Annotated in this window: 18 protein-coding genes; 14 read left to right on the forward strand and 4 right to left on the reverse strand. The window is 71.6% G+C overall.

Going from position 1 to position 21,021, the window contains the following annotated elements; all coding sequences use genetic code 11:
* Positions 1-14 precede the first annotated feature (14 nt).
* Entirely contained in the window at positions 15-1,769 is a 1,755-nt protein-coding gene (locus IE134_RS05935; RefSeq protein WP_189429774.1) for a trypsin-like peptidase domain-containing protein, read from the reverse strand.
* A gap of 201 nt (positions 1,770-1,970) precedes the next feature.
* Between IE134_RS05935 and IE134_RS05940 the strand changes: the two genes are divergently transcribed.
* The 3 genes from IE134_RS05940 (at position 1,971) to IE134_RS05950 (ending at position 4,713) form a co-directional block, all read left to right on the forward strand.
* Positions 1,971-2,807: a glycerophosphodiester phosphodiesterase gene (locus IE134_RS05940; protein WP_030707297.1), complete on the forward strand. Its 837-nt coding sequence runs from the start codon at positions 1,971-1,973 to the stop codon at positions 2,805-2,807.
* 116 nt (positions 2,808-2,923) lie between these two features.
* A complete protein-coding gene (locus tag IE134_RS05945) occupies positions 2,924-3,592 on the forward strand; it encodes an ATP-binding protein (RefSeq protein ID WP_098016514.1) in 669 nt (222 codons plus the stop codon).
* A 155-nt stretch (positions 3,593-3,747) separates the two neighbouring features.
* On the forward strand, positions 3,748-4,713 hold the full coding sequence (locus IE134_RS05950; RefSeq protein WP_189429776.1) for a DUF5926 family protein: 966 nt from the start codon (positions 3,748-3,750) through the stop codon (positions 4,711-4,713).
* Positions 4,714-4,927: 214 nt separating this feature from the next.
* Here the strand turns inward: IE134_RS05950 and IE134_RS34520 are convergent, their stop codons facing one another.
* Both IE134_RS34520 and IE134_RS05960 read right to left on the reverse strand, forming a co-directional pair.
* The gene (locus tag IE134_RS34520) at positions 4,928-5,215 is read right to left on the reverse strand and encodes a hypothetical protein (protein WP_306471755.1); all 288 of its coding nucleotides are present in this window, start codon (positions 5,213-5,215) and stop codon (positions 4,928-4,930) included.
* Between the two features lie 528 nt (positions 5,216-5,743).
* Complete coding sequence (locus IE134_RS05960; protein WP_030707308.1) at positions 5,744-6,487, reverse strand: bifunctional DNA primase/polymerase; 744 nt, start codon at positions 6,485-6,487, stop codon at positions 5,744-5,746.
* A 625-nt stretch (positions 6,488-7,112) separates the two neighbouring features.
* On the opposite strand from IE134_RS05960, the gene IE134_RS05965 reads away from it, so the two are divergent.
* Together IE134_RS05965 and IE134_RS05970 are read left to right on the forward strand one after the other, a co-directional pair.
* Positions 7,113-8,600, forward strand: coding sequence for a PP2C family protein-serine/threonine phosphatase (locus IE134_RS05965; RefSeq protein WP_179892547.1), 1,488 nt, complete (start codon positions 7,113-7,115; stop codon positions 8,598-8,600).
* A 129-nt stretch (positions 8,601-8,729) separates the two neighbouring features.
* Positions 8,730-10,211 (forward strand): aminopeptidase P family protein, encoded by a 1,482-nt coding sequence (locus tag IE134_RS05970; protein ID WP_098016512.1) that lies wholly within the window; start codon positions 8,730-8,732, stop codon positions 10,209-10,211.
* 36 nt (positions 10,212-10,247) lie between these two features.
* Here IE134_RS05970 and IE134_RS05975 read toward each other — a convergent pair whose 3' ends face one another.
* Positions 10,248-10,742, reverse strand: coding sequence for an ATP-binding protein (locus tag IE134_RS05975; protein WP_030707314.1), 495 nt, complete (start codon positions 10,740-10,742; stop codon positions 10,248-10,250).
* Positions 10,743-11,035: 293 nt separating this feature from the next.
* Between IE134_RS05975 and IE134_RS05980 the strand changes: the two genes are divergently transcribed.
* The 9 genes from IE134_RS05980 (at position 11,036) to IE134_RS06020 (ending at position 21,014) form a co-directional block, all read left to right on the forward strand.
* The gene (locus IE134_RS05980; RefSeq protein ID WP_189429777.1) at positions 11,036-11,905 is read left to right on the forward strand and encodes a hypothetical protein; all 870 of its coding nucleotides are present in this window, start codon (positions 11,036-11,038) and stop codon (positions 11,903-11,905) included.
* A 148-nt stretch (positions 11,906-12,053) separates the two neighbouring features.
* Complete coding sequence (locus IE134_RS05985; RefSeq protein WP_189429779.1) at positions 12,054-12,818, forward strand: YcnI family copper-binding membrane protein; 765 nt, start codon at positions 12,054-12,056, stop codon at positions 12,816-12,818.
* Positions 12,819-12,862: 44 nt separating this feature from the next.
* Entirely contained in the window at positions 12,863-13,522 is a 660-nt protein-coding gene (locus tag IE134_RS05990) for an SCO family protein (protein WP_030807305.1), read from the forward strand.
* The gene (locus IE134_RS05995; protein WP_030707322.1) at positions 13,519-13,980 is read left to right on the forward strand and encodes a copper chaperone PCu(A)C; all 462 of its coding nucleotides are present in this window, start codon (positions 13,519-13,521) and stop codon (positions 13,978-13,980) included. The genes IE134_RS05990 and IE134_RS05995 overlap by 4 nt, the downstream gene beginning before the upstream one ends.
* A 13-nt stretch (positions 13,981-13,993) precedes the next feature.
* Entirely contained in the window at positions 13,994-15,910 is a 1,917-nt protein-coding gene (locus tag IE134_RS06000) for a copper resistance CopC/CopD family protein (protein ID WP_189429780.1), read from the forward strand.
* 4 nt (positions 15,911-15,914) lie between these two features.
* Positions 15,915-17,255, forward strand: a complete 1,341-nt coding sequence (efeB, locus tag IE134_RS06005; RefSeq protein ID WP_126931189.1) for an iron uptake transporter deferrochelatase/peroxidase subunit — start codon at positions 15,915-15,917, stop codon at positions 17,253-17,255.
* A gap of 81 nt (positions 17,256-17,336) precedes the next feature.
* Positions 17,337-18,272, forward strand: coding sequence for a prephenate dehydratase (gene pheA / locus IE134_RS06010; RefSeq protein ID WP_010060512.1), 936 nt, complete (start codon positions 17,337-17,339; stop codon positions 18,270-18,272).
* A gap of 643 nt (positions 18,273-18,915) precedes the next feature.
* Positions 18,916-20,193, forward strand: a complete 1,278-nt coding sequence (gene serS, locus IE134_RS06015; RefSeq protein WP_030707328.1) for a serine--tRNA ligase — start codon at positions 18,916-18,918, stop codon at positions 20,191-20,193.
* Positions 20,190-21,014 carry an HAD family hydrolase gene (locus IE134_RS06020; RefSeq protein WP_010060509.1) on the forward strand — a complete coding sequence of 275 codons (825 nt, stop codon included), beginning with the start codon at positions 20,190-20,192 and terminating at the stop codon, positions 21,012-21,014. The genes serS and IE134_RS06020 overlap by 4 nt, the downstream gene beginning before the upstream one ends.
* The last annotated feature ends 7 nt before the right edge of the window (positions 21,015-21,021 follow it).

Here is a 21,021-nt window from a genome sequence, read left to right on the forward strand (position 1 = left end):
GACAGCCTAGCCGGTCAGCTGTCGCCCTCGCGCTGGCCCAGGGTGACTTCGGCCGTGGCCTCCTTGCCGTCGCGCTCATAGGTGAGGGTCACCTTCTCGCCCGGCTTGCGGGTCCAGATCTCGCCGATCAGGGTCGGGCCGCTGTCGATCACGGTGTCGTTGAACTTCGTGATCACGTCGCCCGCCTTCAGGCCCGCTTTGGCCGCCGGGCCGTTCGGGGTGACGGCGGGGGTGCCGCCCGCGCCCTCGGCGGAGATCGCCGCGCCGCCGGTCTTCTCCTCCATCGTCACCGTCGCGCCGATCACCGGGTAGACCGGCTTCCCGGTCTTGATCAGTTGCTCGGCGACGTTCTTGGCCTGGTTGATCGGGATCGCGAAGCCGAGGCCGATCGAGCCGGCCTGGGACTGGCCGAGGCCGCCGCCGGTCGACTGGATCGCCGAGTTGATGCCGATGACCGCGCCCGTCGCGTCCAGCAGCGGGCCGCCGGAGTTGCCCGGGTTGATCGAGGCGTCGGTCTGCAGGGCGCTCATGTACGAGTTCTTGTTGCTCTGGCCGTCCCCGGACGCCACCGGGCGGTTCTTCGCGCTGATGATGCCCGTGGTGACCGTGTTCGACAGGCCGAAGGGCGCGCCGATCGCGATCGTCGAGTCGCCCACCGCGACGCCCTCCGAGTTGCCGAGGGGGAGGGGCGCCAGGCCCTGCGGCGGGTTCTTCAGCTTCAGGACCGCCACGTCGTAGCCCTGCGCCCGGCCGACCACCTCGGCGGCGTACTTCTTGCCGTCGGAGAACGTCGCCGACAGTTCGCCGGACTCCGCGGCGGAGGCCACCACGTGGTTGTTGGTGAGGAGGTGGCCTTCCTTGTCGTACACGAAGCCGGTGCCCGTGCCGCCCTCGCCCTCGCCGCCCTGTGCGTCGATGGTGACCACGCTGGGGAGCGCCTTCGCCGCGACCCCGGCCACCGTGCCCGCCGGGCGCTTCAGGTCCTTCGGGGTGTCCGACGCCGAGACCGTGGTCGAGCTGCCGGAGGAGCCGTTGTCGTTGCGGTCGGCCGCCCAGAAACCGAGGGCGCCGCCGACTCCACCCGCGACGAGCGCCGCCACGGCCACGGCCGCCACCAGGCCGCCGGCCTTGCTCTTGCCGCTCCTGCCGCCGCCCGCGGGGTCCGTGCCGGGCGGGACCGGAGCGCCCCAGACCGGGCCGTGGCCGCCCCCGTTGCCGATACCGCCGGACGCGTGACCGGCGTCCCCACCGGCGTACGACGGGACGGCGGGCGGAGGCGGCGGCCAGGAAGCGGCGCCCGCGGGGAGGTCGGGCTCCGCTCCGTATGCGGGGTTCGATCCGTACGGGGGGTGCTGCGGCGGCTGAGGCGGCTGGTTCGGGGTCGGGTGCGCGGCACCCTGGCCGTACGCCGGCGCGCCCGCGGATCCCGGAGCGCCCTGGTGCGTCGGGTTGTGGCGCGGCGCCTCCGCGTGCGCCGGAGCGGCGGTCGGGGCCCCCGCGTCGGATACGCCGGACGCGCCGTCGGAGCCCGAAGCGCCGGAGGCACCCGGAGCGGCCGGGCCGCTCGGAGTCGCGCCCGTGTCGTGCACCGGCAGACGCGCCGTGTCCTGCGCGGAGTCGTGCGCGGGCGGCGCGTCCTGGGCCGCGGGCGTCCGCGGCAGTGACGTGGTTTCGTCGGCGGCCGGTTCAGGAGTGTCGGCCGGCACGGGAGGTACGGACGGCACGGCCGGTACGGCGCGGTCCTCGTTGCCCTCGTTCTCGGTGCTCACAGCTCTTTGCTCCTCGGTTCAACTCGGCATCCAGTCGGCATTCGGCAAGAAATCCGCTGTGCACGTGTCTGCGGTCAGCTTTTCCCACAACACGTCGGGCCACTGTAAGCAGGACCTGTGCATCCGCACACCAATCTTTACATCCGACAAAACAGACCTCCAGGGTGACATGTGCTCAGCCATCCCCGCGGCGGTGACACCATGGCCCGGGTGACCCACGCACGGCAGCGCAGCGCGCACACCTCCATCCAGGTCATCGCCCACCGCGGGGCCTCCGACGACGCCCCCGAGCACACCCTCGCCGCCTACCGCAAGGCGATCGAGGACGGTGCCGACGCCCTGGAATGCGATGTCCGGCTCACCGCCGACGGCCACCTCGTCTGTGTCCACGACCGACGGGTGAACCGTACGTCCAACGGGCGCGGCGCCGTGTCCGCCCTGGAGCTCGCCGACCTCGCCGCCCTCGACTTCGGCTCCTGGAAGGACCACGAGGAGTCGCCCGACTGGGATCCGGTGCCGGGCGAGCTCACCTCCGTACTCACCCTGGAACGGCTCCTGGAGCTCTTCACCGAGGTGCGGGCCACCGGGCGGGATCTGCAGCTGGCCATCGAGACGAAGCACCCCACCCGCTGGGCCGGGCAGGTCGAGGAACGGCTCCTTCAGCTGCTGAAGCGCTTCGGGCTGGCCGATCCGCCCGCCGAGGGGCCCTCGCCCATCCGCATCATGAGCTTCTCCGCCCGCTCCCTCCACCGCGTCCAGGCGGCCGCCCCCACGCTGCCCACGGTCTACCTGATGCAGTTCGTCTCCCCCCGCATGCGCGACGGGCGGCTGCCCGCCGGGGCCCGGATCGCGGGGCCCGGCATGCGGATCGTGCGCAGCCACCCCGGATACATCGAGCGGCTGCACCGCGCGGGGCACCGGGTGCACGTGTGGACCGTGAACGAACCGGCCGACGTCGAGCTGTGCGCCGAACTCGGCGTCGAGGCGATCATCACCAACCGCCCGAAGCAGGTCCTGTCCCAACTGGGTCGCGTTTAGCACCATCTGCGGTGCGTTTGGTCGGGAATCGGTACGGAAAGGGACGCGCCGCACCCCCGACCTCGACCGTTACGGGGTGTGCTCCGGCGCATTCGCTGCGCGTTCGATCGTTACGAGTGCGTCACCCGCAGCGCATTGGCCGGTTTCCGGTCCAGCCCGGTGGGGCATCCAACCCGTGGCGTGGGGCAAAGGAGGTTTCGGGGGTGGCGTTGGTGGTGGCACAAGAGGTGCCCGCGTCGTCGAGCATGGCCATTCCTCATGGTCCTGCCGGCGTGGGGCAGGCACGACACCGGATGCGTGAGCAGTTGCGCGGCAACGGGGTGTCGGACGCGGTCGTCGACGACGCTGTTCTGATCCTTTCCGAACTTCTCAGCAACGCCTGCCGGCACGGCAGGCCGCTCGGACGGCACACCGACGTCGGCGACGGGGACATCCGCGCCGCCTGGCGGGTGGACACCGGCGGCGGGCTCACCGTGGAGGTCACGGACGGCGGCGGCCCGACCCGCCCGGTTCCGGCCACCCCTTCGGTGACGGCCCGCGGCGGCCGGGGCCTCAACATCATCAGCGCCCTGGCCCAGGAGTGGGGCGTACGGGACGACGCACCCGGCGAGGTCACCGTCTGGGCCCTGGTCTCGTCCAAGAAGCCGCCGGGCATCGGAGGCAGCGGCTCCGACAGGAACGGCCGCGGTACGAGCGGTACGAACCGTGCCGCCGCGAACGGCGTCGGCGGGCTCACCGGGTTCGAGGGCCTGGACTTCTCCGACGTTCTCGACGACGTGGGCTGAGAGCCCGGGCGAAGGGGCTCGGCGCGGACGGGCCCGCGAGCGTCTGCCGGCGGGGCGGACGGCGAGGCCCGATCGCGTACGTGGGCGGGGCACGGCTCCCCGGGCGGCTAGGCTCGCGCCGAGTCCGCACTGTCGCAATCGGGAGAATGCCCACCATGGCCAAGAAGCGCCCTCAGTCCAAGGCCGGGAAGCAGCAGCTCAAGGACGGTGAGATCCCGGTCGTCGGGGCCCGTGAGCCCTGCCCGTGCGGATCGGGCCGCCGTTACAAGGCATGTCACGGTCGTGCCGCCGCCCAGGCCGTGACCGAGCTCGTGCATCGCCCCTTCGAGGGACTGGCGGGCGAGTGCGACTGGGTCGCGCTGCGCGAGCTGGTGCCCGCCGCCACGGTCGAGCTGACCCTCAAGGACGGGCTGCCCGAAGGGGTTCCGTCGGTGAAGCTCGCGACGGTCCTGCCGATGGCCTGGCCGGCGCTGCGCCGCGACGACGGTTCCGTTCTGCTCGCCCTGCAGAACGACACCTCCTCCGGCGACCTCAGCCGCGACCTCGCGGACACCCTCCAGCGCGCCCTGGAGGCCGAGCCCGGCTCCCCGGTCGCCGCCCGCCGCGTACCGGCCGACGGCCCGCGCCTCCAGGACCTTCTCGCCCCGGACGCCGCCTTCGAGCCGGAGGTACATTCCGGGTTCGAGTTCTGGGTGCCGGACGCGGAGAACGCCACCGCCGAGGTGTCCGCGTCGCTGGAGCGCGCGAACGCCGCCGCGATCCCGACGACGCTGCTGTCCGGCGTCGACGCCGCGTACTGGTGCGAAACCCCGGAGAAGAACCACCTGCGCTGGGTCATGCCGCACCCCGAGGAGCAGCTCCTCGACGCGCTCGCCCGGCTGCACGCCGCGGGCACCTCCTCGCTCGGCGACGACACCCGGCTGGTCGGGTCGTTCCGGGCGCACGGCCTCGTGGTCCCCGTCTGGGACCTGCCGAGCTCGATGGGGGCCGAGGCGTGCGAGAAGCCCGCCGTCGAGTTCGCCGAGCGACTGGCCACGGCGCTCGCGTCCGACGCCCCGCTCGCCGCCGAGGAACGGCGCGCCCGGGGTGGTCTCACCAACCGTCAGGTGACTCTCAGCTGACAGTGACACCGGGACGCCGCAGACGGTGACCCGCGTCACAACTCGCCGTACTCACAAGTAAATACGCGTCCCTACAGGCGAGATCGAATTTGCGAACAGCAGATCTCTTGTTACGGTTCTGGAAGCCCGGTCGCTGGTGCATCCCCCGTCGCCAGCGACCGGGCGTCCTCGTTTCCGGCTGCGGCCCGCCCCGTGACACCCCCGGGCGCGGCCCTCAGCCCCTGGCGCCCGGTGCCCGTTCCGATCCGGCGCGCAGCAGCAGCGGCGCCTCCTCCACCCGGCCCGCGCCCGCGAACTCCGCGACCGCCGTGACGGATCCGGGCGGGCCCGAGGCGGGAACGCGCGGCGTCTCGCAGATGCCCGGCTCGTCATGCGCGGCCGGTGCGCAGTGCAGCTCCACGGTCCGCCCGCCCGGCCCCATCAGCGTCAGCACGGGGCGGAGTTCCTCACCGGTCGCATTCCGGTAGTAGACGCGCGCCCACACCGTGTCTCCCCGGGTCATGACGCAGGTCTGCGCTTCGACGCCCTCCGGTGCGACCACCTCGGGCCCGCACCGGACAGCCGCACCCGACCGTTCAGACGCCGCCGCACCCGAGCGATCAAACTCGGACAGGGAACCGGCTTCCGCGCTCATTCCCGATGGCGATTTCGGCAATGCCGAAGAAAGGGAGACGCCATCTTCTCCGGATGGCTGATCAGAAACCTTTGGCCTACGACTTTCTGGCGGTTCGCCAGATGATTTCGCGGAGACCAGATCGGCCGATACGGCATCCGGAGCCACGGCGGGGTGCGCGGAAGCAACCAGCGGAACAAAGCATCCGCCCACCACGGCCGCCGTGAGACCGATCATGCGGAGATTCATGGTGGCCCTACCTGGCAACTGCGCGGAATTGCTGACGACGGGCCGACGATATCGACGGAATAGGTGCCGCCGGGGCGCCCGGCACCCGATTACCTCGGATCCTGTCCGGCTCACACCCGTTCGAGTGAGCCGGACGCCGGGCTGCCCCCTTCCCGCAGCCCCAGGGGGTCAGTAGGCGAGCCGGCTGCCCCCGCCCGGCGCGCCGGTGCTCGCCTCGACCAAGGCGTCCAGGACCGCCTCGACATCCGGGAGCCAGGGGGCCGCGACCGCCGGAGCGCCGCCCTCCGCCCGTCCGCGCGACACCACGGAAGCGGACGTTCCGAGCGGTGCCGGGGGCCGCTCCCAGCGGACCTGGCCCGCACCGGTCCGGGACGGCGGCAGGACGAGATAGCCGCCCTCGCCGTGGAACCGCAGCGAGCTGGGCACCCAGTCCTTCGCGTACAGCAGTTCGCCGAGCCGCTCCAGGGTGTACGGGGCGACCAGCAGCGACCACCGGGTCGGCGTCGCCACGACGGGGCCGAGCCGCATGCCCAGCGCGTCGAGGGCGCTCAGCGCTCTGGCGCCGGCCACGGCGGGCAGGCTCACCGCGCAGGGCGCGCGGCCGCCGGTCGCCAGCAGCACGGGGGCGGTGGCGCGGTTGCTCCACCACCAGCGCACCATGCGCTCGTCCGTGGTGGCCGCCAGCAGGCCGGGGTCGAAGGGGTGTGCGCCCGGTACGGCGCAGTCGGGTTCGGGGCAGGCGCAGCCGAGGCCGGCGCTCTCGCCGTACGGGTCGGCGGCCTGCGCCGTCCCCACTCCGGGAAGCACGGGCCACTGCCATACGGTGGCGCAGGTCAGGGCCGCGTCGAGCCGGGCGGTCGCCTCCTTGCGCCGGAGCCGGAGCCTGCGTCGCCTTCCGAGGATCTCGCGCATGAGCGCTCGTTCCTTTCCGTTGAACGCCGAGTCCACATGACGCCACGCGTGCGTGACACCACGTGCGTATCTCTTCGCTGTGCGTACGTGCTCGTCAGTTCCGCGGTACGGGGCGTGCTGTCGATACCGAGCGTGAGCCGAGCCGAGTGGAATCGATCCGAAAAAGAACCGATCCGAGGTGGAACAGAGCCGAGCCGAACTGAGCAGAGTCGAGCGGAGTCGAACCGGACAAGGTCTCACCGACCGAGCGGAGTCGTGCTGCTCCGGCGGAGTCGTGCGGGTCGAACCGAGCGGGTCGAGCCGGGCCGGCGGTCGCCGGGCGAGGGTGGCCTGCGCCTCGCCTGCCGTCCCTGGTGCGAACCCCGCCGTCCGGGGCGGGGGCGTCACGTTCACGGGTTAGGACGCCCGAACCCGACTGCCGGGTTCCTGGGCGATCACAACTGCGCCCGCACATCACCGTTTACGTACCCAGCATGCCCGGGATGACGCTCCTCCGGCGACCTGACGCCGGAGGTACCCCTGTCGAACGGCCCCAGTCGATCGTAAATAGCGTCCATAGGGTGCATTTTTTGGCCAAGTTAACCGACACTGGGAGAGCACGAATCGCCCGGTCCCCGAAGGGACAATGCTGGACATCGGGTTACTTGTGCGTGTACATGTGGATGCACTGATAGTGGCGCAGAATCACATGGGGGTTTGCGATGCTATTCGACGAATCGCACCGGTCGGAAAGCTGGCTGCCATGAGCGCCCCACACCTGCCGAAAGTGGCTGGAATCGATCCAGAGGTTCCGGTTTCAACGCAGACTCCTGCACCCCTGACAGAGGTCCCGGGACCGCCCGGAGCCTTCATCCAGGACCGCCTGGCGGGGTGGGTCTCGGACCTCACGACCCTGCACGAACTCACCGAGCGGCTGGCCGCGACGAGCACCCTCGACACCGCCCTCGACGAGCTGTTGCAGGCCGGAGCCGCCCTCGTCGGGGCCCGCCGCGGACTTCTCGTTCTGGAACCGGCGAACGGCGAAGGCCCCTCCGCCACCCGCGGTCTCGGGCTCAGCCACGCCGAGCTCGGGCACCTCGAGACCGTGCCGCGCGCGGCGACCGCGCTGGGCCGTGTCCTCGACGGGCTGCCGGACACGGCCGACGGCATCGCCGCCCCCGACCTGCTCGGCGAGCAGGACCTCGACCCCCGGCACCGCGAGGTCGCCACCCGGCTCGGCTACGCCGCGAGCTACGCCCTCCCCCTGGCCGCCGAGGCGGCCGGCCGCCTCGGCGCGGCGCTCTGGCTCTATGACGAACCGGCCGAGCCCGCCCAGAAGCAGCGCCATCTCGCCGGTCTCTACGCGCGCTACGCCACCGAGCACCTGGCCCGCCTGATCGAGCTGGAGCGCGCCCGGGCCGACGTCGCCGCCGTCGCCGAGGAGCTGCTGCCGAGTCGGCTCCCCCGGATCCCCGGCGTCCAGCTCGCCGCCCGGCACCGCACCGGACCCCGCGGCGGCGGCGACTGGTACGACGCGCTGCCGCTGCCCGACCGCACCCTCGGCCTCGCCGTCGGCTCCGTCGGCGGGTCAGGGCCGAGCGCGATGGCCGCGATGGGCCGGCTCCGCGCCAGCCTGCGGGCGTACGCCGTGATGGAGGGCGAGGACCCCGTCGCCGTACTCTCCGACCTGGAACTGCTGCTGCGGCTCACCGAACCCGCGCGGACCGCGACCGCCCTGTTCGCCTACTGCGAGCCCGCCGCCCGCAAGGTCGTGCTGGCCGGGGCCGGGCACACCCCGCCGCTGATCCTCGGCGACCGGCGCTGCGAGTACGTCGAGACGACGCTCTCCGCCCCGCTCGGGATGCTCGCCTGCTGGGAGGCGCCGAGCGTGGAGTTCAGCCCCGCCCCCGGCGAAACGGTGCTGCTCTACACGGACGGGCTGCTGCGCCGCACCGGGGACGCGATGGACCGCGCCTTCGCCCGGCTGCACTCCGCCGCCGCTTCCGTACCGAAGGCGGGCCGGCACGATCCGGCGGCCGTGGCCGACCACGTCCTGCGCGCGATGCTCCCCGACGGCCTCGACCGGAGCGACTCCACCGAGGACGTCGTGATCCTCGCCGCCCACTTCGACTGACGCCTCGGCCGCCCCCCGCGAAGGTCTCCCCGACGCTCTCTCCGGTAACAGGTCCTTCGGCCCTGGGCCCCCTTCCGTACGCCCGTACGATGGGTGATGGTCCAGTGTCGTATCAAGGAGAGACAAATCGTGTCTGAGGAGCTCATCCCGGAGACCCCGGAGCAGGAGACCGAAGAGAACGAAGCAGCGGAGGCGATCAAGCAGCGGAAGAACGGCCTCTACCCGGCCGTCTCCGACGAGCTCGCCGAGAACATGAAGTCGGGCTGGGCCGACACCGAGCTCCACGGCCTCCAGCCGATCCCCCAGGCCGAGCACACCGCGAACCGCCGCGCCGCGCTCTCCGCCCGCTTCCCCGGCGAGCGTCTGGTCATCCCCGCGGGCAACCTGAAGACCCGCTCCAACGACACCGAGTACGCCTTCCGCGCCTCCACCGAGTACGCGTACCTCACCGGTGACCAGACCCAGGACGGCGTCCTCGTCCTGGAGCCGACGGGCGACACCGGCCACGAGGCCACCCTCTACCTGCTGCCGCGCTCCAACCGCGAGAACGGCGAGTTCTGGCTCGACGGCCAGGGCGAGCTGTGGGTCGGCCGCCGCAACTCCCTCACCGAGGCCGAGCAGCTGCTGGGCATCCCCGCGAAGGACGTCCGCGAGCTGCCCGCCGCGCTGGCCGAGGCCACCGGCCCCGTCCGGAACGTGCGCGGCCACGACGCGTCCATCGAGGCCGCCCTCACCGACAAGGTCACCGCGGAGCGCGACGAGGAGCTGCGCGTTTACCTCTCCGAGGCCCGCCTGGTGAAGGACGCCTTCGAGATCGCCGAGCTGCAGAAGGCGTGCGACGCCACCGCGCGCGGCTTCGAGGACGTCGTGAAGAGCCTCGACAAGGCCGAGGCGACCAGCGAGCGCTTCATCGAGGGCACGTTCTTCCTGCGCGCCCGCATCGAGGGCAACGACATCGGCTACGGCTCGATCTGCGCCGCGGGGCCGCACGCCACCACCCTGCACTGGGTCCGCAACGACGGCGCGGTCCGCGCGGGCGAGCTGCTGCTCCTCGACGCCGGGGTCGAGACCAACGACCTCTACACCGCCGACGTGACGCGCACCCTGCCGATCAACGGCACGTTCTCGCCGCTCCAGCGCAAGATCTACGACGCGGTGTACGAGGCCCAGGAGGCGGGCATCGCCGCCGTGAAGCCCGGCGCCGACTACCGCGACTTCCACGACGCCGCGCAGCGCGTGCTCGCCGAGAAGCTCGTCGAGTGGGGTCTGCTCGGCGACCTGTCCGTGGACAAGGTCCTGGAGCTGGGTCTCCAGCGCCGCTGGACCCTGCACGGCACCGGCCACATGCTCGGCATGGACGTCCACGACTGCGCCGCCGCGCGCACCGAGACGTACGTCAACGGCACGCTGGAGCCGGGCGTCTGCCTGACGGTCGAGCCCGGTCTGTACTTCCAGGCCGACGACCTGACCGTGCCCGAGGAGTACCGGGGCATCGGCGTCCGGATCGAGGACGACATCCTCGTCACCGAGGACGGCAACCGGAACCTCTCCGACTCGCTGCCGCGCCGGGCGGACGAGGTCGAGGCCTGGATGGCACAGCTGAAGGGCTGACCCTCCCGTACGACACGCGCCGGGGCGCGCCGCTCACTACACCGTGAGCAGCGCGCCCTCGCGCCATTTCAGGACCTTGTCGAAGCTCACCACCGCGCCGTGGCCCGGCCGGTTGCCGAACTGCACGTGGTCGGAGAGCTGCTGGATCAGATCGAGGCCCCGGCCGTTCTCGGCATCGGCATCGGCCTGAGGGGAATGCGCGGCTGGGCGAAGCGCGCGGCGGACCGGAAATCCCGGCCCCGAGTCACTGACTTCGATACGGCATTTCTCGCCGTCCAGATAGGCCGTGACCCGGTACTGCCCGGAGTCCGCGGAAGGGCGTCCGGTCCCGGAATCCCCGGGCTCCCCGAGCACCGTCCGGTCGCCGCCGTGCTCGACGGCGTTCGCACAGGCTTCGCTGAGCGCGACCGACAGGTCGAAGGAGATGTCCGGATCCACCCCCGCGGTTTCCATGGTGCCGAGCAGAAAACGACGGGCGAGCGGAACGCTCGCAGCTTCGCGCCGCAAATGGAGAGACCACCAGATGCTCATCTTTCAGCCTCCTGGCTGCGGCTCGACGTATCGATACGTATTGCCGCCCCCGGCACTTCGTAAGCACGGATCGGGTGGGAGAGCCCTCGTTCGGCGGATATGGATATTCGGCCGCCCGGTGTATGGGCCGGCCCGTTCGCAGGTCACCGGGGGCGCATTCGCGGTACCCGAAGTGCGCCCACCGGTTCGTACATCCCCCGCGAACAGGCGCAACAAGCACGGTTGGGGACGGAGGCTGATCTTCCGGACCTGCCGTACGGGGCACGGGGGTGCAGTGCGATGATGTCCCGGCCATGTCCACGCCTCTCGCACGCGCCGGAGCCGGTCTGCGGCTCATGAGGGCCGCGGTGTTCACCGCGGTCTGCGTCGTGCTGTCCGCGGCCGGACACATGCTCGCCGCCGGTACGGCGGTCCCCGCGTGGACCCTGCTCGCCGGATTCCTCGGCGTCTTCGCCGTCGCCGCCCTCCTCGCCGGACGGGAACGCTCCCTTCCGGGCATCGTGGGCGCATTGGCCGGCGGTCAGATCCTCCTGCACGTGCTCTTCGCGTACGGCAGCCATGGCAGCACCCCGGTCGGCACCGCCGGGACCACAAGCGGCGACAACCCGCTCATCCGGTTCGCCTCCGGGCTCGTGTGCGGCGAAGGACCGGCCCGGCTGAACGCGGCCGAAGCCCACCGCATCGTCTCCTCGGCGGGCATCGACCCGTCGACGCTCCCGGGGGGCCACGGCCATCCCGGGACGGGCGGGGCGTCCGGAGCGGCCCAGGCCGCCGCGTCGGCGGGAGGGGACGGGGCCTCGGGCATCGCGCAGGTCTGCGCCGCGGTCACCGCGATGCTGCCGAGCCTGCCGATGTTCCTGGCGCACGTCCTCGTCGCGCTCGCCACCGGCTGGCTGCTGCGCCGCGGCGAGATCGCCCTCTTCGCACTGGCCCGGCTCTCCGCCCACAGCGCCCAGGCGCTGGCGGCCGGGGCCCGGCTCCGGTCCCTGCGCGCCGCGCTCGCCCTCGTCCGCGCGCTGCGGGCCGGGGAGCGGGAGCAGCTGGTGGCCGGACCGCGCGCTCCGCGTCACGGCGACGACGTCCCCCTGCCGACCGCCGGGGATCCTCTGCAGCACCTGGTGATCAGGCGCGGGCCGCCGGCCCCGTACGCCCTCGCAGCCTGACGCGACGCCTCCACCGGGCCCGCGGACGCTCGCGCACATCCCTGTGCGCGCGACCCTCCGCACGGAACCGCACCCCGAGGTGTCGTGATGCCGTCGCGCATCCGCGCGCCGGACCACCGTGTTCCGTTTCCCTGTGGAGATTCCTGCCATGAAGCTTTCCCGTATCGCCCTCGCCGGCGGCGTCGCCGCGTCCACCGTCCTGCTGATCGCCGGCCCGGCCGCCGCGCATGTCAGCGTCCAGCCGGTGGGCGAGGCCGCCAAGGGCGGATACGCCACGCTCAACTTCAAGGTCCCCAACGAGCGCGACCAGGCCTCGACGGTGAAGCTCGAAGTCAACTTCCCGGCCGACCACCCGCTCTCCTCCGTCACCCCGCAGGCCGTCCCCGGCTGGGACATCAAGATCGACAAGAGCAAGCTCGACAAGCCCCTCGAAGTGCACGGCAAGAAGATCACCGAGGCCGTCTCCAAGGTGACCTGGACCGCGGACGACAGCGAGATCGCCCCCGGCTACTTCCAGCAGTTCCCGGTCTCCGTCGGCGCGCTCCCCGAGGACGCCGACCAGCTCGTCTTCAAGGCGATCCAGACGTACGACAACAAGGAAGTCGTCCGCTGGATCGAGGAGCCCACCGAGGGCGGCGAGGAGCCCGACAGCCCCGCCCCGGTCCTGAAGCTGTCCGCCGCCGCCGACGACCACCACGGCGGTGGCGCGGCCGACGACGCCAAGAAGGCCGACGCCAAGGACGGCGACGACCACAAGGCCGCCGACACCGCCGCGTCGACCAAGGAGACCCACGCCGCCGCGTCCTCCTCCTCCAGCGACACCACCGCCCGCACCCTGGGCATCATCGGCATCGTCATCGGTGTCGCCGGTGTCGCGTTCGGCGTGCTCGCCGGACGCCGCCGCTCGGCCTGACCGGCCGGTTCCCTCACCCGCACCACGTTCAGGACATCTCTTTCATGCGCAACAAAAAAGCAGTGACGGCCGTGGCGTTCGCCGCCGCGGCCGCACTGGCCCTCTCCGCCTGCGGCTCCGGTGACGACAAGACGGGCTCCTCGGCGATCGCCGACGTCAGCGCCGCGCCGAAGGACAAGGCCGCGACCGTCCTCGACCAGCCGTTCACCAAGCCGAACCTCGTCCTCACCGACACGAACGGCAAGGAGTACGACCTCCGCGAGGCGACCAAGGGCAAGCCGACGCTCATCTACTTCGGCTACACCAACTGCCCCGACGTCTGCCCGCTGACCATGAGCAACATCTCCCTCGCCAAGCGGGAGCTGCCCAAGGCCGACCAGGACAAGCTCCAGGTCGTCTTCGTCACCACCGACCCCGAGCGCGACACCCCCGCCTCGCTCGGCAAGTGGCTCTCCGCCCAGGACCCCACCTTCACCGGCCTCACCGGCGACTTCCCGACCATCCAGGCCGGGGCGCGGCAGATCGGCATCGGCATCGACGCGCCGAAGAAGGAGAAGGACGGGACCGTCGTGTCGATGCACGGCGCCCAGGTCATCGCCTTCTCCCCGAAGACGGACGAGGGGTACGTGCTCTACGGCGAGGACACCTCCGCCGAGGAGTACACCAAGGACCTCCCCAAGCTGATCAAGGGGGAGGCGCCGTGAACCGCCGCCGCACGGCTCTCGCCGGCGTCCTCGCCCTCACCACCGGGCTGACGCTGGCCGGGTGCTCGTCGGACAGCGGGTCGGGCGGCGAGCCGGAGCTCAAGGTCGTCGGCGCCTTCATGCCGCAGCCCGTCAGCGACATGGCCGCCGGTTTCCTCGTCGTACAGAACAGCGGCGGCACCGCGGACCGGCTCACCTCGGTGACCAGCCCGCTCTCCGACGACGTCACGATCCACGAGACGAAGGACCAGAAGATGCGGGAGGTCTCGTCCTTCGAGGTGCCCGCGAACGGCGAGCTCGATCTCGAACGCGGTGGCAACCACATCATGTTCATGAAGCTCAAGCAGAAGCCCCAGCAGGGCGAGAAGGTCTCCGTCGAGCTGCACTTCGAGAAGGCCGACCCCATCACGGTCGACCTGCCGGTGAAGGAAACCACCCACAACCCGAAGAAGCAGTGAGGGACTGAATCCGATGTCTGCCACCGCCCCGCACGCGGGACCGTCCCCGATACGTCGGCCCCTCGCCGCCGCCGCGCTCCTCACCGCCCTCGTCAGCCTGGTCTTCGGGCTGCTGCTGGCAGGCGCGGGCCCGGCGTCGGCGCACGCCGCCCTCACCGGGAGCGACCCGGCGGACGGGGCGGTGGTGGACACCGCGCCCAAGGAGGTCACCCTCAGCTTCTCCGAGGCGATCGCCGTGGGCGACGACTCCATCCGGGTCCTCGACCCGAGCGGCAAGCGCGCCGACACCGACGCCGAGCCGAAGGACCTGTCCGAGGGCTCCACCGTCCGCTACGGCGTAGCGCTCCACTCCGGGCTGCCGGACGGCACCTACACGGTGGCCTGGCAGGCGATCTCCGCCGACAGCCACCCGATCTCCGGCGCGTTCACGTTCTCCATCGGCGCCCCTTCCGACACCACCGTCGCCCTGCCCTCCCAGGAGGCGGGCGGCGGCCCGGTCGGCGTCGTCTACGACATCGCGCGCTACGCGGCGTACGGCGGATTCGTCCTGCTCGTCGGCGGCAGCGCGTTCGTCCTGGTCTGCTGGCGGGGCGGCGCGACCGCCCTGCCGATGCAGCGGCTCGTGGTCCGCGGCTGGCTCACCCTGACCGCGGCGACCCTGGTCATGCTGCTGCTGCGCAACCCGTACACCGGCAGCGGGAAGTTCGCCGACGCCATCGACCTCGCCGGACTCCAGTCCGTCCTGGACACCAAGCCCGGCGCCGCCCTCGTCTCCCGGCTGCTGCTGCTCGGGGCCGCCGCCCTGTTCATCGCCGTGCTGTTCGGTACGTACGCCCGGCGCGAGGACGAACGCGAGAAGAAGGACCTCACCTTCGGGCTCGCCGTCGGGGGCGGGGTCGTCGCGACGGGCATCGCCGCCACCTGGGCCATGTCCGAGCACGCCTCGACCGGCATCCAGGCGAACATCGCCATGCCGGTGGACGTCCTCCACCTGCTGGCCGTCGCCGCCTGGCTCGGCGGACTCGCCTCGCTGCTGGTCGCGCTGTACCGGACGCCGGACATCGGGAGCGCGGCCGTCCGGCGGTTCTCCGCGGTCGCGTTCGGCAGTGTCGTGGTCCTGGCGGCGACCGGGATCTACCAGTCCTGGCGGCAGGTCGGCTCCTGGTCGGCGCTGACCGGTACGCGCTACGGGCAACTGCTCATCCTCAAGGTGGCGCTGATCGCCGTCCTGCTGGCGGTGGCCTGGTTCTCCCGGCGCTGGACGGGACGGCTGACGGACTCGGCGGTGGCTTCGCAAGACGCTTCCGAGGAGGAGCCCGAATCCGAGTCCGAGCCCGAAAGCGTCTCGGCCGACCCCGAGCGCGCCGCGCAACTGGCGCGTCAGCGGGCCGCCCTGACCGCGACGAAGAAGAAGCGGATACGGGACGCCGACCCGCAGCGCTCCGGACTGCGCCGCTCGGTCCTGGCCGAGGCCGCCGTCGCCGTCGTCCTGCTGGCCGTCACCACCATGCTGACGTCGACCGAGCCGGGCCGTACGGAGGAGGAGGCCGCGGGCGGCACCCCGTCCGCGAGCGCTCCCGCAGCCGGCGGCCCGGTCAACCTGAAGATGCCGTTCGACACCGGCGGCCAGAACGGCAAGGGCACCGTCCGCATCGACATCGAGCCCGGCCGCACCGGCTCCAACGATCTGCACGTGTGGATCGACGGCAGCGACGGCAAGCCCATGGACGTCCCCGAGCTGAAGCTGGCCCTCACCCTGGAGTCGAAGGACATCGGCCCGCTGCCGGTCGTCCCGGACCGGCTGGCCGAGGGGCACTGGTCGGCGAGTGCTGTACAGATTCCAATGGCCGGGGACTGGAAGATCGACGTGACGGTACGGACGTCGGACATCGACCAGGTCACCATCGACAAGAACGCGAAGATCGGCTGAGCACGTGAGCAAGACCAGGAAGCAGGCCCCGGCCCAGGCCCCCACGTCCGTCACCCCGGGCGACGGCGACGGGGCCGCCGGTGCCGGTGCCGCCCCGACCGGCGTCTCGCGGCGGCGGCTGCTGGGTACGGCGGGCGCCGCGGGCGCCACGGGGCTGGTGCTGGGCGCCGGGGGCGGGGCCGCCGGTTACGCCGCCACCCGCCCCGAGGAGCCGACCGCGCTGACGACGGTCGGCGCGACCGAGGCGATGTTTCACGGGAAACATCAACCGGGGATCACCACTCCGCTTCAGGCCCGGGGCCATCTCACCGCCTTCGACCTGGCGGCGGGCGCGGGGCGCAAGGAGGCGGCGGCGCTGCTGCGGCGCTGGTCCGCGGTGGCGAAGGAGCTGATGGCGGGCCGCCCGGCGGCGGGCGCGCCGGACGGCCCCGGGCACGACACCGGGATCGCCCTGGACGCCGGTCCGTCGTCCCTGACCGTCACGTTCGGCTTCGGCCGTACGTTCTTCGCGCGCACGGGTCTGACCGACCGTCTGCCCGCCGCGCTCGACCCGCTGCCCGCGTTCTCCGCCGACGCCCTCGACGCCAAGCGGTCGAACGGCGACCTGTGGGTACAGATCGGCGCGGACGACGCGCTGGTCGCCTTCCACGCACTGCGGGCGCTCCAGAAGGAGGCCGCGGGCACGGCACGGGTGCGGTGGCAGATGAACGGCTTCAACCGCACCCCCGGCGCGACGGCCCGGCCGATGACCGCCCGCAACCTGATGGGCCAGATCGACGGGACCGGCAACCCGAAACCGTCCGAGGAGGACTTCGGCCGGCGCGTCTTCGTCCCCGCGTCCCCCGGCAAGCCGCAGGAGTGGATGGAGGGCGGTTCGTACGCCGTCGTCCGCCGGATCCGGATGCTCCTGGACGACTGGGAGAAGCTTCCGGTGGAGCGCCAGGAGCGGGTCATCGGGCGGCGCAAGGCGGACGGGGCGCCCCTGAGCGGGGGGACCGAGACCACCGAGATGGACCTCGGCAAGGCGGGCCCGGACGGCAGGCTCGTGATCCCCGACAACGCGCACGCCCGGATCTCCTCGCCCGAGGAGAACGGCGGGGCCGCCATGCTGCGCCGCCCGTTCTCGTACCACGACGGCATCACGGAGGACGGCACTCCGGACGCCGGGCTGCTGTTCATCTGCTGGCAGGCGGACCCGTTCCGGGGCTTCGTGCCGGTGCAGCGCAAGCTCGACCGGGGCGACGCGCTGTCGCCGTTCCTGAGGCACGAGGCGAGCGGGGTGTTCGCGGTGCCGGGCGGGGCGGCGGAGGGCGAGTACGTGGGACAGCGGCTCCTGGAGTCGTAGGCACGCGTACGGTCCGGGAGGGCGTTCGACCGCATCCTGAGACAGCGCGGCGGGCCTCGCGGGGCGCATTAGGGTGACCGTATGTCAGCCACGCGCTACGCCTATCTCGGCCCTGAAGGCACCTTCACCGAGGTCGCCCTCCGTACGCTCCCGGAGGCCGCCACCCGGGAACTCGTCCCGATGCTGTCCGTACCGGCCGCCCTGGACGCCGTACGCAACGGGGAGGCGGCGGCAGCGCTCGTACCGATCGAGAACTCCGTCGAGGGCGGTATCACCGCGACCCTGGACGAGCTGGCCGGCGGGGACCCGCTGATGATCTACCGCGAGGTGCTGCTCTCCATCACCTTCGCGCTGCTGGTACGGCCCGGGACCAAGCTGTCGGACATCAAGACGGTCACCGCGCACCCGGCCGCCCAGCCGCAGGTGCGCAAGTGGATGGCGGAGCACCTCCCGGGCGCCCTGTGGGAGTCGGCGGCGTCCAACGCGGACGGGGCCCGGCTGGTCCAGGAGGGTCGGTACGACGCCGCGTTCGCCGGGGAGTTCGCCGCCGCCACCTACGGCCTGGAGCCGCTGGTGACGGAGATCCACGACGCGGCGAACGCCCAGACCCGCTTCGTCCTGGTGGGCCGGCCCGCCCGGCCCTCCGCGCCGACCGGCGCGGACAAGACCTCCGTGGTGATCTGGCTGGCCGACGACCATCCCGGCGCCCTGCTGGAGCTGCTCCAGGAGTTCGCGGTCCGTGGCGTCAACCTGATGCTGATCCAGTCCCGCCCGACCGGCGAGGGCATCGGCAACTACTGCTTCGCCGTGGACGCGGAGGGGCACATCGCGGACCGGCGGGTCGGGGAGGCCCTGATGGGGTTGAAGCGGATCAGCCCGAAGGTACGGTTCCTCGGCTCCTACCCGCGGGCGGGTGTCTCGCCGGACGAGGTGCGGCCGCTGCGGGCGGGCACGTCGGACGCGGCGTTCACGGAAGCCTCTGACTGGCTGGCGCGCAGCCAGGACGGCCGGATCTGACGGAAGAGCGGGAAGATGCCCGGCGGGAAGGCTGCCGGGCGCCTTCTCACGCGCTCCGCAGCGGTGCGATCTACAGATAGTCACGCACTCCGGAGAGTTATCCACAGGGGCGACTCTCGACCTGGGGACAAGTCGACACCTCAATGCGACATCGTCGACAAATCAATCCAGTCGCCCCAGAGCCGTCCACAGATGCGTGAGGGGGCATGAGTCGTCGCGTGTCACCCCAATTCCCTTGATCAACTCTTTGGGGCGATGGAATCCCATCCGAATGAGCACGCGGGACGGGTTTGAGCGGAGATTCCACGGGGCTTCGTCCGGCTTCCGGAAGAATGCCCTCCGGCATCCACAGAACTTCCACACAGCCTGTGGATAACTATTCCGACACCGACCCTCCTGTGGACAACAGGGACGGACGCCCTCCCAACTCCCGCCTCCTCCAAGGCCGGTACGTCAAGGTGGGCCGCACCTTCTGCCCTGTTCAGGGGAGTTAAGCGCCGTTATTGACGCCCCCCTCCCGCTCCGGGACCACCGCCGACCCCCGATTCCTCCCCAGAAATATCAATTCCGGCAATTCGGTCATAGAGACACGCTCGGCAATATCGGTTCGAGTGCCAGAACCGCGCACCGGTAGCCTGGAGGGGTGATTGACCTTCGCCTGCTCCGTGAGGACCCCGACCGTGTTCGCGCCTCCCAGCGCGCCCGTGGAGAGGACGTCGACCTCGTCGACGCCCTGCTCTCCGCCGACGAGCTGCGCAGGTCGTCCGGCGTCCGCTTCGACGAACTCCGCAACGAACAGAAGTCGCTAGGCAAGCTGATCCCCAAGGCCACTCCCGAGGAGCGCACCGAGCTCCTCAAGAAGGCCGAGCAGCTCAAGGCCGACGTCAAGGCGGCCGACGCCGCCCAGGACGAGGCCGACGCCGACGCCAAGCGGCTGCTGCTCCAGCTCGGCAACATCGTCCACGAGGACGTGCCGGTCGGCGGCGAGGAGGACTTCGTCGTCCTGGAGACGCACGGCACCATCCGCGACTTCGGCGCCGAGGGCTTCGAGCCCAAGGACCACCTGGAGCTCGGCGAGGCGCTCGGCGCCATCGACATGGAGCGCGGGGCGAAGGTCTCCGGCTCGCGGTTCTACTACCTCACGGGTGTCGGCGCGCTCCTGGAGCTCGCCCTCGTCAACGCGGCGATCGCCCAGGCCACCGAGGCCGGCTTCACCCCGATGCTGACCCCGGCGCTGGTCCGCCCCCGCGCCATGGAGGGCACCGGCTTCCTCGGCCAGGCCGCGGAGAACGTGTACCACCTGGAGAAGGACGACTACTACCTGGTCGGCACCTCCGAGGTCCCGCTCGCCGCGTACCACATGGACGAGATCATCGACGCCGGCAAGCTGCCCCTGCGGTACGCCGGGTTCTCCCCGTGCTTCCGCCGCGAGGCCGGCACGTACGGCAAGGACACCCGCGGCATCTTCCGCGTCCACCAGTTCGACAAGGTCGAGATGTTCTCGTACGTCGACCCGGCGGACGCCGAGGCCGAGCACCGCAGGCTCCTGGACTGGGAGAAGCAGTGGCTCACCGGTCTCGAACTGCCCTTCCAGGTGATCGACGTCGCCACCGGTGACCTCGGCGCCTCGGCCTCGCGGAAGTTCGACTGCGAGGCGTGGATCCCGACCCAGGGCAAGTACCGCGAGCTGACCTCCGCGTCGAACTGCGACGGCTTCCAGGCCCGCCGCCTGTCGGTCCGGATGCGCGACGGCAAGAAGGTCCAGCCGCTGGCCACGCTGAACGGCACGCTCTGCGCCGTACCGCGCACGATCGTGGCGCTCCTGGAGAACCACCAGCTCCCCGACGGCTCGGTCCGCGTTCCCGAGGTGCTCCGTCCGTACCTGGGCGGGCGCGAGGTCCTGGAACCGGTCGCCAAGTGACCTTCCCGTACAAGCTCGTCGCGACCGATCTCGACGGCACGCTGCTGCGCGGCGACGACACGGTCTCCGAGCGCACCCGCGAGGCGCTGGCCGCCGCCACGGCGGCCGGTGCCGCGCACATCATCGTCACCGGACGCGCGGTCCCCTGGACCCGGCACATCCTGGACGACCTCGGTTACGAAGGGCTCGCCGTCTGCGGTCAGGGCGCGCAGGTCTACCACGCGGGCGAGCACAAGCTGCTGACCTCGCTGACCCTGGACCGCCAGCTCGCCGGTCTCGCGCTGTCCAAGATCGAGGCGGAGGTCGGCCCGTTGCACCTGGCGGCCAGCCGCGACGGTCTTGAGGGCGAAGTCCTGGTCGGCCCCGGCTACCGGGTGCAGGAGGGGCCGCTTCCGTATCTGTTCGTGGACGACGCCACCGAGATGTGGACGGCCCCGCTCAACAAGGTCTACATACAGCACCCGGAGCTGGACGACGACGCACTGGCCTTCGCCGCGCGGGCGGCCGTCGGCAGCCTGGTCGACGTGGTCATGGCCGGGGCCGGTGTGGTCGAGATCCTGCCGCTGGGCCTGAGCAAGGCGACCGGCCTCTCGCTGGCCGCCCGCCGACTCGGCGTGAAGGCGGCCGACACGATCGCCTTCGGTGACATGCCGAACGACATCCCGATGTTCGGCTGGGCCCAGCACGGCGTGGCCATGGCCAACGCCCACGACGACCTGAAGGCCGTCGCCCACGAGATCACGGCGTCCAACGAAGACGACGGCATCGCGGTGGTGCTGGAGGAGCTGCTCCGCTCGGCGCCCGTACAGCCCGCGCGGTAGGACGGCA

Origin of the sequence: Streptomyces rubiginosohelvolus (genome assembly GCF_014649875.1) — a bacterium.
In the GTDB taxonomy this organism is placed as follows: Bacteria; Actinomycetota; Actinomycetes; order Streptomycetales; family Streptomycetaceae; genus Streptomyces; species Streptomyces rubiginosohelvolus.

Coding starts and splice junctions, on each gene's coding strand:
- IE134_RS05940 (WP_030707297.1), top strand. CDS start 1,971: ATGGCCCGGGTGACCCACGCACGGCAGCGCAGCGCGCACACCTCCATC.
- IE134_RS05950 (WP_189429776.1), top strand. CDS start 3,748: ATGGCCAAGAAGCGCCCTCAGTCCAAGGCCGGGAAGCAGCAGCTCAAG.
- IE134_RS34520 (WP_306471755.1), bottom strand. CDS start 5,215: ATGACCCGGGGAGACACGGTGTGGGCGCGCGTCTACTACCGGAATGCG.
- IE134_RS05960 (WP_030707308.1), bottom strand. CDS start 6,487: ATGCGCGAGATCCTCGGAAGGCGACGCAGGCTCCGGCTCCGGCGCAAG.
- IE134_RS05965 (WP_179892547.1), top strand. CDS start 7,113: ATGCTGGACATCGGGTTACTTGTGCGTGTACATGTGGATGCACTGATA.
- IE134_RS05975 (WP_030707314.1), bottom strand. CDS start 10,742: ATGAGCATCTGGTGGTCTCTCCATTTGCGGCGCGAAGCTGCGAGCGTT.
- IE134_RS05980 (WP_189429777.1), top strand. CDS start 11,036: ATGTCCACGCCTCTCGCACGCGCCGGAGCCGGTCTGCGGCTCATGAGG.
- IE134_RS05985 (WP_189429779.1), top strand. CDS start 12,054: ATGAAGCTTTCCCGTATCGCCCTCGCCGGCGGCGTCGCCGCGTCCACC.
- IE134_RS05990 (WP_030807305.1), top strand. CDS start 12,863: ATGCGCAACAAAAAAGCAGTGACGGCCGTGGCGTTCGCCGCCGCGGCC.
- IE134_RS06000 (WP_189429780.1), top strand. CDS start 13,994: ATGTCTGCCACCGCCCCGCACGCGGGACCGTCCCCGATACGTCGGCCC.
- pheA (WP_010060512.1), top strand. CDS start 17,337: ATGTCAGCCACGCGCTACGCCTATCTCGGCCCTGAAGGCACCTTCACC.